10 protein-coding genes are annotated in these 11,749 nt (G+C 65.9%); 6 read left to right on the top strand and 4 right to left on the bottom strand.

What is annotated here, in order from left to right; all coding sequences use genetic code 11:
• Window positions 1-45: 45 nt before the first annotated feature.
• From thiM to DVB37_RS15775, 4 genes are all read right to left on the bottom strand, one after another.
• Window positions 46-873 carry a hydroxyethylthiazole kinase gene (gene thiM / locus DVB37_RS15790; protein ID WP_120156146.1) on the bottom strand — a complete coding sequence of 276 codons (828 nt, stop codon included), beginning with the start codon at window positions 871-873 and terminating at the stop codon, window positions 46-48.
• Window positions 874-970: 97 nt separating this feature from the next.
• A complete protein-coding gene (locus DVB37_RS15785; RefSeq protein ID WP_046805764.1) occupies window positions 971-1,687 on the bottom strand; it encodes an IclR family transcriptional regulator in 717 nt (238 codons plus the stop codon).
• Between the two features lie 17 nt (window positions 1,688-1,704).
• Window positions 1,705-2,601 (bottom strand): NAD(P)-dependent oxidoreductase, encoded by an 897-nt coding sequence (locus DVB37_RS15780; RefSeq protein ID WP_120156145.1) that lies wholly within the window; start codon window positions 2,599-2,601, stop codon window positions 1,705-1,707.
• A 69-nt stretch (window positions 2,602-2,670) separates the two neighbouring features.
• Window positions 2,671-4,125 (bottom strand): aldehyde dehydrogenase, encoded by a 1,455-nt coding sequence (locus tag DVB37_RS15775; RefSeq protein ID WP_120156144.1) that lies wholly within the window; start codon window positions 4,123-4,125, stop codon window positions 2,671-2,673.
• A 171-nt stretch (window positions 4,126-4,296) separates the two neighbouring features.
• On the opposite strand from DVB37_RS15775, the gene DVB37_RS15770 reads away from it, so the two are divergent.
• From DVB37_RS15770 to DVB37_RS15745, 6 genes are all read left to right on the top strand, one after another.
• Window positions 4,297-5,265 (top strand): tripartite tricarboxylate transporter substrate binding protein, encoded by a 969-nt coding sequence (locus DVB37_RS15770; RefSeq protein ID WP_046805761.1) that lies wholly within the window; start codon window positions 4,297-4,299, stop codon window positions 5,263-5,265.
• Between the two features lie 99 nt (window positions 5,266-5,364).
• Window positions 5,365-6,345, top strand: a complete 981-nt coding sequence (locus tag DVB37_RS15765; protein WP_120156143.1) for a tripartite tricarboxylate transporter substrate binding protein — start codon at window positions 5,365-5,367, stop codon at window positions 6,343-6,345.
• 45 nt (window positions 6,346-6,390) lie between these two features.
• Complete coding sequence (locus DVB37_RS15760; protein WP_120156142.1) at window positions 6,391-7,938, top strand: acyl-CoA carboxylase subunit beta; 1,548 nt, start codon at window positions 6,391-6,393, stop codon at window positions 7,936-7,938.
• A gap of 20 nt (window positions 7,939-7,958) precedes the next feature.
• Window positions 7,959-9,320, top strand: a complete 1,362-nt coding sequence (locus tag DVB37_RS15755) for an acetyl/propionyl/methylcrotonyl-CoA carboxylase subunit alpha (protein WP_120156141.1) — start codon at window positions 7,959-7,961, stop codon at window positions 9,318-9,320.
• 72 nt (window positions 9,321-9,392) lie between these two features.
• The gene (locus DVB37_RS15750) at window positions 9,393-9,605 is read left to right on the top strand and encodes a biotin/lipoyl-containing protein (RefSeq protein WP_120156140.1); all 213 of its coding nucleotides are present in this window, start codon (window positions 9,393-9,395) and stop codon (window positions 9,603-9,605) included.
• 7 nt (window positions 9,606-9,612) lie between these two features.
• A complete protein-coding gene (locus DVB37_RS15745) occupies window positions 9,613-11,700 on the top strand; it encodes a 3-hydroxyacyl-CoA dehydrogenase NAD-binding domain-containing protein (RefSeq protein ID WP_120156139.1) in 2,088 nt (695 codons plus the stop codon).
• Window positions 11,701-11,749: the final 49 nt, after the last annotated feature.

Below are 11,749 nucleotides of genomic sequence, written 5' to 3'. Positions count from 1 at the left end.
GCCGGGGTATGCAAGCCGGGGTGTGCAAGCCGGGTAAGCGGCGTCCTAACGCAGCGGTGATGCTCTTGTCAGGCTGTCGGGTTCCAGCGCCGCCAGCGCATCCAGGAAGCGCCACGCGAATGAGCCCGGGCCTTCCGCCAGCGCGCCCGCGCGTTCGCCTGCGATGGCAAAGCAGGACAGGGCGGCAACGGCCGCGATGTACGGGTCGTCTTTGGACACGGCGGCAAAAGCGCCCACCACTGCCGTCAACGCGCAGCCCGTGGCCGTGACGCGCGGCATCAGCGGCGAGCCGCCCGTGATGTGCACTGAACGCTGGCCATCGGTGACGTAATCGGTTTCGCCCGTCACGGCCACCACGGTGCCATGGGCAGCAGCAATGGCGCGTGCCGATTGTTCTGCCTGCGCCACGGCGTCGCGCGCATCCACGCCCTTGCCGGCGCTGTGGCCGCCCGCCAACGCAATGATTTCCGACGCGTTGCCGCGCACGATAGTCGGTTGCAAGGCTAGCAATTGCCGCACGGCGTCGCGCCGGAAAGCGGTGGCGTGGTGCGCCACCGGGTCCAGCACCCACGGCACGCCGGCCTGCCGCGCCGACGCTGCTGTCAACAGCATGCTTTCCAACCAGGGCGCGGACAGCGTGCCGATATTGATGACCACCGCCCCGGCCATGCGCGCAAACTCCGGCGCTTCTTCGGTGGCGTGCACCATGGCGGGCGATGCGCCGATTGCCAGCAGCACATTGGCCGCGATGTTCATGGACACGAAATTGGTCAGGCACTGCACCAGCGGTGCATCCTGCCGCAGCGCCGTGTACCGGTCTTGGCACGCGCGCGCCAAGGCGGCGGTGTCGAGGTCGATGGAAGATTCAGCCATGCCTAAAGGTCCTTGCTACGCGTTCCGATGGATCGGCGTATGTTCTGGTGTTGCCGGGCACGCTGTCAATCGAGTCTGGTCGCGACCGTTCGTCACCTTACTTCGCGGACGGCCAGCGTCCGCCCAGGGCGCGCGTGGCGTCGGCCGCCGCTTCCTGCACCAGCTTGGCCATTTTCTTGACGGCCGCGGGCGAATAACGTTCTTTAGGGCCAGACAAGGAAATCGCCCCGCAGATGTCGCCGTCGGGGCCGAATACCGGGCTGGCCACCGCCGCGCAGTTCGGGTCGCGTTCGCCCATGGACGTCAGCATCAGGCCGACTTCGGCGGGGGACTTGCCGTCGACCAGATACGCGGTCAGCAGCCTGCCCGCCGCTCCCTTGTCCAGCGGCAGCAGGTCGCCGACACGAATACGGTCCAGCGTGGAATGGTGCGAATCCACGCGCAGCACGCAGGCGCGTGAATTGGCATCGTGGTAGACGTGGAACGACGCGCTTTCGGTGCCCTTATCGACCAGGGCTTGCAGCAGCGGCAGGATGGTTTCGGTCAGGCGGTAGGTGGCTTCGTACGCGCGCCCCAGGTGATGCGCGTAAGGCCCCAGGGAATAGCGGCCGTCGGCGCGGCGCACCACCAGCGCCACTTTTTCTAGCGAGGCAATCAGCCGCAACAAGGTGCTTTTGTAGAACCCCGTGGCCCGGGAAAGGTCGGCAAGCGTGATGGGCTCGGTGCGTTGCGCAACGGCCCCGACGATGGTCAGGGCGCGTTCGACGGCGGCGACGCCGTCAGTGGAATTGTCCTGAGTAGGGGTGCGACTCATTGGAATGGTAGGGATGATTAGGCATGGGTTCCCGACTCCGGATCGATCACCCGGCTGATGACCGGGAAATAGCGGTTGCCATGGCCCTGGGCCAACGCGGCGCTGAACCAGTGTTCAACGTTGCGGGCGCCCAGCGCTTGTACGCCGGTTTGTTCCGCCAACGCCAGCGCGTAGCGCAGGTCTTTGCGGGCATAGTCCACGGGGAAGGCTTTTTCGGGAAATTCACCGGGCAGAATAGCCTTTAAGCCGTGGTTGCGCAACGCGAAGCTATCCGCCGAACCGCGCGTGAAAGTTTCCAGCAATACCTGCGGATCCACGCCGGAACGCCGCGCAATTGCGCGTGCTTCCGACAACGCCACCACGGTTTCGAACAGCACCATATTGTTCAGGATCTTCACCACCTGGCCGCTGCCGACCGGGCCGCAATAGGTGATTTCGTTGGCGAAGGTGGACACCAGCGGCTTGACCCGCTCAAACGTCGCGGTCTCGCCGCCGATCATCACGGACAGCGTGCCGGCCTCGGCCGCGGCGCGGGTGCGGGCAACGGGGGCGTCGATGAACGTTGCGCCCTTGGCGGCAAATTCACCGGCCAGCTCGCGCGTCACATCAACGGGCGACGTGCTCAGGTCCACGATCAACTGGCCGCTGCGTGTATTGGCCAGCAAACCATCGGCGGCGCGCGCCAGCTGCGCCACGACTTCGCCGGACGGCAGCGACAGGAACACCACGTCGCAGTCGCGCATGATCTGCTGGGCCGTCGCGGTCTGGACGCCATGCGGGGCCAGACGCTGCAAGGGTGCCGCGGCGGTGTCGCAGCCCAGCACGGGCAGGCCGCCCTTGGTGGCCAGGTTGCGGCAGATGGGTTCGCCCATGACGCCCAGACCGATGAAGCCGGCTCGTTGAAATTCAGACATGTGGATAGTCTCCGAAGAAGGGGGGCCGTCGTCGCGGCCCTGGAAAGAATGCGTACAGGCTCCTGCGGCCTACATGCCGAAGTAGATGCCCTTGGATTGTTGGTACAGACGCAGCCCGCTGACGCCTTTTTCGCGACCGATGCCGCTTTGCTTGAAGCCGCCGAACGGCGTGGATATCGACAATTGCTTATACGTGTTGATCCACACGCTGCCGGCTTCCAGGCGCCTGGCCACGCGCCACGCGCGCCGGTAGTCCGCCGTCCATACGCCGGATGCGAGGCCGTAGACGCTGTCGTTGGCCTGGTCGATCAAATCGTCTTCGTCCTCGAAGGTCAGCGCGCACAGGACCGGGCCGAAGATTTCTTCGCGCACCACGTGGGCATCGCGAGACAGCCCGCCCAGGATGGTGGGCCGGTAGAACGCGCCCGCTTGCAGCGCGTCGTCGTCGGGCCGCTGCGCGCCCAGCAACACTTGCGCGCCGTCGCGCTTGGCGGATTCCACCATGCCTTCAATCTTGTCGCGATGGCCAAAGGACGCGATCGGGCCCATCTGGGCGCCGGTGGCGTCGGGCAGGTTGACATTGAGCCGTGCGGCACGCGCCACAAGTTTTTCGATAAACGCTTCTGCGATACCGCGCTGCACGTACAGCCGCGATCCGGCAACGCAGGATTGCCCGCTGCCTTCAAAAATGCCGCCGATCACGCCGTCTATCGCCGCGTCCTGGTCCGCGTCGTCAAACACGATGTGCGGGGACTTGCCACCCAGTTCCAGTGCCACGGGCATTAGCTTTTCAGCGGCGGCATGGGCGATGGCCCGACCGCTGGCGGTGCCTCCGGTGAACGACACCATGCGCACGCCCGGATGTTCCACCAGGCGACGGCCCACGGTGGCGCCCAGGCCGGTGACCACGTTGAGGATGCCAGGCGGCAAGCCGGCTTCCAGCGCGATGCGGCCCAGCGCCAGGGCGGGCGACGAGGTCACCTCCGACGGCTTGAGGATCACGGCGTTGCCGGCGGCCAGCGCGGGCGCCACCTTCTGCGCTTCCATCGTCAGCGGCGAGTTCCACGGCGTGATCGCCACGACCACGCCATACGGCTCGTAATGCGTCATGGACAGGTAGTTGCCGCGCGCCGGCGTGACTTCCGCGCCCAGCGTTTCGCACACGCCCGCGTAATAGCGGAAGGTGGCCGCCGCGCTGGCGACCTGCGTCTTGCATTCCGCCCAGACCTTGCCGTTTTCAATCATCTGCAAGCGTGCCAGCAGTTCCGAATGCTGTTCGATGCCATCGGCGATGCGGCGCAGGATCGCGGCGCGCTGGTGCGGCAGCATGTCGCGCCAGGCAGCCTGGCGCACTGCCTTCCAGGCGGTATCCACGGCCTGGTCAACCTGCGCGTCCGACGCGGCGCTGACCAAGTAGTTCTGCGCGCCCGTGGCCGGGTTGGTGGACGCGAATGCCGCCTCTTGCCGGGCGATCCATTCACCGCCGATCAGCATGGATTTAAGGGTTTCCGATGATTCGGACATGACGTGATGTTCCTCTCTTGATGGGATTTTCCGGCGCGTCCGATGGCGGCCGGTATGCATTTATTCGTTGACAGTCGCTGGTCGAAAAAATATAAAATAGAATAGGCGTTCTGTCTACAGGAACGGTAAGAATAAACAAACCGTCATTCAAAGACAAGAGGAGACAACTCGATGCACCGCAATGTCTTGTGCGCGCTGGCATGTGCCACGGCGCTGTTCGCGGGAACGGCGCAGGCCGATTCCTACCCTTCAAAACCCGTGTCGATGATCGTGCCGTATCCGGCCGGCGGCGCCACCGATGTGGTGGCGCGCGCCGTCGCTGAAAAGCTGACGCAGTCGTGGGGCCAGTCCGTCATCGTTGAAAACCGCGCGGGCGCCGGCACCACCATCGGCGCCAGTTCGGTGGCGCGGGCGCCGGGCGATGGCTACACGCTGTTCATGACCACGTCTGCCCACACGATCAGCGGCCATCTGTACAGCAAGCTGAACTACGACCCGGTCAAAGACTTTGCCCCCATCACGCTGGTCACCAAGGTGCCGCTGGTGCTGGTGGTCAACCCCGCCATCCCGGCCAAGACATTGCAGGAATTTTTGGCCTACCTGAAGCAGAACAGCGGCTCGGTCAACTTTGCGTCTCCGGGCAACGGCACCGCGCAGCACCTTAGCGGTGAGCTGTTCAAGATCGCCACGCAGTCCAGCATCACGCACGTGCCTTATCGGGGTGACGCGCCGGCCTTCACGGACCTGGCGGGCGGCCAGGTGCAGATGATGCTGGCCACGATTACGTCGGCGCTGCCCTTGATTGAATCCGGCAAGCTGCGCGCGCTGGCCGTGGCCAACGGCACGCGCGTGCAGGCGCTGCGCAATGTGCCGACCTTTGCCGAAGCCGGCATGCCCGGCTTCGAGGCCGCAACGTGGTTCGGGCTGCTGGCCCCCGCATCGCTGCCACCGGCGCAGGCGCAACGCATCTACGAGGACGTGTCCAAGATCGTGGCCACGCCCGCGATGCAGGCGCGCATCGAGAGCCTGGGCGGCGAAGTGGTCAACAGCACCCCGCAGGCGTTCGCCGCGTTCATGTCCAGCGAGCAGGACAAGTGGGGCCGCGCGGTCAAGGCGTCCGGCGCCGTCGCCGCGCAGTAATCACAACGCCAGGCACATAGCCAGGCACAGCAACGGCCCGGAGCCGCGCGCCGATGCAGCGCAAGGCACGGGTTCAGGCAACCACGGAGGAGACACATCATGACAGTTTCAAAATGGCTGGCAGCAAGCGTGTTCGTGTTGTCGACGGCAGCGCCCCTTGCGGCAAGCGCTGCCGACTACCCCAGTGCACCGGTGAAGTTCGTGGTGGGCTTCAGCCCCGGCAGCACTATCGACACGGTGGCGCGCATCGTCGGCGAGGCGCTGTCCGCGCGGATGAAGCAGACCTTCGTCGTGGACAACAAGACGGGCGCCAACGGCATGATTGCGGCACGCGCCGTCGCGCAGGCCAAGGCGGACGGCTACACCATCCTGGTCAGCAATTCCAGTTCGATCACCGTCAATCCCTTGCTCTACAAGGATCTGCAATACGACCCCTTGAAGGATTTTGCCCCGGTCACCACGGTGATGTCGGTGCCCTTCATCCTGACCATCAACGCCGAGAACCCCCGTGTGGCGGGTGTGACCGACGTCAAATCGCTGGTGGCGCTGGCCAAGCGCAATCCCAATACGGTCAGCTATGGCTCGGCCGGCAACGGCAACCTGATGCATCTGGCGGGCGCGCAGCTTGCCGCCATGTCCAACGTGCAGATGCTGCACGTGCCGTACCGGGGCGCCGCGCCGATGGAAGCCGGGCTGCTGTCCAAAGAGGTCGACTTCGGCTTTGACACCTTGTCCGGCGTACCGCTTATCAAGTCGGGCAAGTTGCGTGCGCTAGCGGTGTCGTCCGCCGACCGCTGGCACGACCTGCCGGACGTGCCCGCCGTGTCCGAGCTGGGCTATCCCGGGTTCGACATCTCGTTCTGGGTCGGCATCTTTGCGCCCGCGGGCACGCCGCAGACGGTGGTGGACCGGCTCAATCGGGAAATCGCAGCGGTAACCCAGGACCCCGAGGTGCGCGCACGGCTGGCGGCGCAGGGCAATCCGCTGACGCAATCACCACAGGCTTTCCGCCAGAAGATCGCCGAAGAACTTACGCAAAACGAAGCGCTGATCAAGCGCGCCAACATCAAGATCGATTGACCGGGCGGCAACCGCCGCATCGGCAACGGGCAGGGAGGAGCACACGTGTCCTGGGACAAAGAACTGCAAGAACTGGCGCTGCGCAAAGAACTGGCGCAGCGCATGGGGGGCGAGGCCAAGGTGCGCCGGCATCGAGAGGGCGGCAAGCTGCCGGTGCGCGAACGCATTGCGCACATGGTCGATGTGGGATCGTTTCGCGAGGTGGGCGCGCTGGCGGGCAGCGGGGAATACGATGCCGAAGGTCGCTTGACGGATCTGACGCCGTCGAACTTGCTGATCGGCCGCGCCAAGGTCGACGGCCGGCCGGTGGTGGTGGCGGCCGACGACTTCACGGTGCGTGGCGGCGCCAACGACGGCGCGGTGGGCGATAAGCTGGTCGAGGCCGAACGCATGGCGCATGACCTGAGGCTGCCGCTATTGCGGCTGGTGGATGGCACGGGCGGCGGCGGGTCGGTGCGCAATATCGAAATCAAGGGCCACACCTTGCTGCCCAAGCTGCGCATGTGGCCGTTGATGGCACAGAACCTGGCCACCGTGCCCGTGGTGTCGCTGGCCCTGGGGTCGGTGGCGGGCCTGGGCGCCGCGCGCGTGGCTGCCAGCCATTACGCCATCATGGTGCGCGAGACCTCGCAGCTGTTCATCGCCGGCCCGCCGGTCGTGGCGCGCATCGGCCAGACGCTGGACAAGAATGAACTGGGCGGCAGCGACATCCATACCCGCAACGGCGTGGTGGACGACGAAGCTGATTCGGAAGCCGACGCCTTTGCCATGGCGCGGCGCTTCCTTTCTTATCTGCCGCGTTCGGTGCATGAATTGCCGCCCCGCGAGACCGGCACCGCCGTCGCGTCGGCTGACCAGGATTGGCTGCGCAAGGCCATCCCCGCCGACCCGCGTGCCGTCTACAAGATGCGACCCATCGTGTCGGCCTTGATGGACGAAGGCTCGTTCATGGAGATCGGCAGGCGCTGGGGCAGGGCGGTCATCACGGGGCTGGCGCGCATCGACGGCTGGCCGGTGGCGGTGTTTGCCAGTGACCCCTATCACTACGGCGGCGGCTGGGACGGCCCGGCCGCCGAGAAGTTCACGCGCTTGCTCGACCTGGCCGAAACGTTTCACTTGCCGGTCGTGAACCTGGTGGATGTGCCCGGCTTTCAGATCGGCCTGAACGCCGAGAAGGCCGGCGCCATGCGCTACGGCGTGCGCGCGCTGACGGCGGTGGCGCAGTCCACCGTGCCCTGGTGCTCGATCATTGTGCGCAAGGCCTTTGGCGTGGCGGGCGGCGGCCACCAAAGCGCGGGCCGCTTCAATTTCCGCTATGCGTGGCCGTCTGCCCAATGGGGATCGTTGCCGGTCGAAGGCGGCCTGGAAGTGGCCTACAAGGCCGAGATCGAAGCCGCCGCCGACCCCCAGGCCAAGATGCGTGAAATTGAAGCGCGCGTGCGCGGCCTGACCTCTCCGTTTCGCAGCGCCGAAGCTTTCGTCGTGGAAGACATCATCGACCCGGCCACCACGCGGCAGGTGCTGGAAGAGTTCGTGGAAGTGGTTGCGCCGCTGCGCGAACCCGGCCCGCGCGCCTTTGGGTATCGGCCATGACGGCGGGCTTGGAGCGCAATATGAAAAGAGTCATCGTCGCCAACCGGGGCGCTGTCGCCCGGCGGGTCATCCGAGGGTTGCGCGCGCTTGGCCTGGAATCGGTTGCCGTGTATTCCGAGGCGGATCGCAATCTTCCTTATCTGCGTGAAGCGGACGTGGCCGTTCCCATCGGGCCGGCGCCCGCCGCGCAAAGCTATCTGAACCGCGACACGCTGCTGCGCGTGGCGCGCGAGACGGGCGCCGATGCATTGCATCCCGGTTATGGCTTCCTGTCCGAGAACGCGGACTTTGCCCAGGCGGTGGAATCGGCCGGCATGATCTTCGTCGGCCCGTCGCCGCGCTGGATACGAATGCTGGGGCACAAGACGCGGGCGCGCGATGCGATGCGGGCGCTTGGCATGCCGATGGCCGCCAGCAGCGCCGTGTTGGGCGCCGACCTTGACGCTGTGCGCCATGCCGCCCAGGACCTGGGCTACCCGGTGCTGATCAAGCCGGCCTCGGGTGGCGGCGGCATCGGCATGATTCCGCTGCACGGCCCGCAGGAGGTGGAACCCGAATGGGCGCGGGCGCGGCAGATCGCCGAGCGCAGCTTTGGCGGATCGGACCTGTATCTGGAAAAGCTGCTGGTCAACCCGCGCCATGTGGAATTCCAGTTCCTGGCGGACCGCCATGGGCAAGTGCGCTGCCTGTATGAACGCGACTGCTCTACGCAGCGGCGGCACCAGAAGGTATTGGAAGAGGCGCCCGCGCCGGGGCTGGACCGAGACTTGGTGGCCGACATGGCGGCAAAGCTGGAAGGCATGTTGTCGACGTTGGGCTACGACGTGATTGGCACCGTTGAAATGCTGTACACGCCCGAGTCCGGCTTTTCGTTCCTGGAAATCAACACCCGCCTGCAAGTTGAACACGCCGTGACGGAAGCGGTTACGGGCATCGACATCGTGGCCGCTCAACTGAGGCTGGCGGCGGGCGAACGGATGGACAGCGTGTTGGCGCGGGTGCCGCCCTTGCAAGGGCATGCGCTGGAGGCGCGCGTCTACGCGGAAGATCCTGTGCGTCTTCTGCCGTCCCCCGGTGTGCTGCAAGTCTTTGCGCCGCCCGTGCTGCCCGGCGTGCGCGTGGAGACGGGCTACGCCGAAGGTTGCCGCGTGTCCAGCCACTACGACCCGATGCTGGCCAAGGTGATCGCGCATGCCGCCACGCGCGACGAGGCGTTGCTGTTGTTAAAGCAAGCGCTGACGCAGTTTCAGGTGGACGGCGTCAAGACCAACATTCCCTTCATGTTGCGCGTGCTGGACGACCAGGGCTTTGGCGCGGGCCAGGTGTCCACCGGCATGGTGGCCCGCATTCTGGACGCGACGCGCGCGGCGCAGGCGGCGTGAATAGCGAATCAGCAGCCAGGCGTTGACCGCCTTGGCATCGTGGACTGAACCGAAGTATCCAAGGAGACAACAATGTTCAAAGTAGAAACCCCGGTTGTGGGCCGAGTGGTTGCCGTCAGTGTGCGTCTGGGCCAGCGTGTCGACGCTGGCGATAGCGTCATCAAGGTCGAGTCGATGAAGATGGAAATCCCCGTCGAAGCCGAACGCGCCGGGGTCGTGGCGCGTGTGCTGGTGGGCGAAGGCGACGAGGTGGACGAAGGCCAGGTTGTGGTCGAGCTGGAGTAACGCCGCCATGCTGATCCATACGGAACGAACCGAGGCGGGCCGGGTCGCGATGCTGCGGTTGCGCAACCCGCCGGTCAATAGCTTGAGCTCGGACTTGCGCAGCGAATTGCAAGCGAGCATCAAGGACGCGCTACAGGACCCGGAAGTTCGCGCACTGGTCTTGATCGGGGGCGGCGGCTTCTTTTGTTGCGGGGCCGAGATCCGGGAATTCAATACCCCTATGTCGACGCGCGAACCGACACTGCGGTCCCTGATCGCGTTGATCGAAGGCGCATCCAAACCCGTCGTTGCGGCAATACATGGCGCCGCCTTGGGCGGTGGGCTGGAGCTGGCGCTGGGTTGTCATTACCGGATCGCGCTGCAAGGCGCGTCGCTGGGTCTGCCCGAGGTGAAGCTGGGCGTGCTGCCCGGCGCGGGCGGCACGCAGCGACTGCCCAGACTCGTCGGCGTCGAGCGCGCGCTGACGATGATTGCGCAGGGCGACCCCATCGACACCGCAACCGGCCTGGACTGGGGCCTGCTTGATGCGGTCGTGGCCGACAATCTGCCCGAACGCGCCGCTGCCTATGCGCGGGCGAAGGCCGACGCGCCACTGGCCGGGCGCAACGTGGGCGCGCGGCAGGTGCCCGCGCCGCAAGATTCGGGCGTGTACGAGCGTGCCCGCGAACAGGCCGCCCGCCGTTATCGTGGCTGCGTGGCGCCGCTGGCGTGCATCGATTGCGTGAAAGCTGCCACCCACAGCACGCTGGAAGACGGCCTGGCGTTTGAACGCGAGCACTTTCTGGACCTCGTTAACGGTAGCCAGTCCAAGGCGCAGCGTCACCTGTTCTTTGCCGAACGCGCCGCCGTCAAATTGCCGAAGGAGTGGACGGCCACAGCCGGCATCACGACCGTGGGCGTGGTCGGCGCGGGCACGATGGGCGGCGGTATCGCGATGAGCCTGGCCAACGCCGGGCTGGACGTCGTGCTGGTCGAACGCGATGCGCAGGCGCTGGAACGCGGCTGGTCGGCCATCCGCAAGAACTACGCCGCGACGGCGGCGAAGGGCAAGCTGACGGCGGCGCAGGTGGACGAACGGCAGGCGCGCATCCGCCTGTCACTGGATATGGACGATCTGCGCGATGTCGATCTGGCGATCGAAGCCGCGTTCGAGGACATGGACGTCAAGCGCCAGATCTTCACCGCGCTGGACGCGGTGTGCAAGCCGCAGGCGATTCTGGCCTCGAACACGTCGCGTCTGGATATCGACAAGATCGCCGGCTTTACGCGTCGGCCCGCCCAGGTGTTAGGCATGCACTTCTTCAGCCCGGCCCACGTCATGCGCTTGCTGGAAGTGGTCAAGGGTGGCCAGACGGATGGCAACGTCATCGCCTCGGTGTTCCAGCTGGCGCGCCGCATGGACAAGTTGCCGGTGCTGGTGGGCGTATGCGACGGATTCGTCGGCAACCGCATGGTCAGCCCTTACACGCGCGAGGCGCATTTTCTGCTGGAAGAGGGCGCGTCGCCGTCGCAGGTGGACGGCGCCTTGCAGCGTTTTGGGCTGGCCATGGGGCCGCTGCGCATGGCGGACATGGCGGGTCTGGACATCAGCTGGGCGTTTCGCAAGCGCACCGCATCGACCCGGCCGGCGCACCTGCGCTATTCGCGCGTGGCCGACAGCCTGTGCGAACAAGGGCGCTTTGGGCAGAAGACAGGCGCCGGCTTTTATCGCTACGCAGCGGGCAGCCGTGAGCCGTTGGAAGACGCGCGGGTGTTGGCGTTGATCGAGGCATGCGCGCGCCAGGACGGCATCGTGCGACGCGACATCACCGACGAGGAAATCGTGCAGCGCACGATGTACGCGCTGGTGAACGAAGGCGCGCGCATCCTGGAAGAGGGCATCGCCCGCCGCGCGTCGGATATCGACGTCATCTACGTCAACGGCTACGGCTTTCCGGGGCATCGGGGCGGCCCGCTGTTTTATGCCGACCAGCAAGGCTTGCCGAATGTGCTGGCCACGATTCGGCGCTTTCAAGATCAACACGGCGAACTTTGGCAGCCCGCCCCGTTATTGGAACGCCTGGTGGCGCAGGGCAAGCGCTTTGCGGACTTGTAAATCGTTGGCCCGCCGCGCCGTGACATCGGGCGCGGCGACTCAGAACAAA

It is taken from the genome of Achromobacter sp. B7 (genome assembly GCF_003600685.1).
Classification (GTDB): Bacteria; Pseudomonadota; Gammaproteobacteria; order Burkholderiales; family Burkholderiaceae_B; genus Achromobacter; species Achromobacter spanius_B.
Note: the sequence above shows the minus strand (reverse complement) of the source record. Positions and strands in the feature narration are given on the sequence as shown.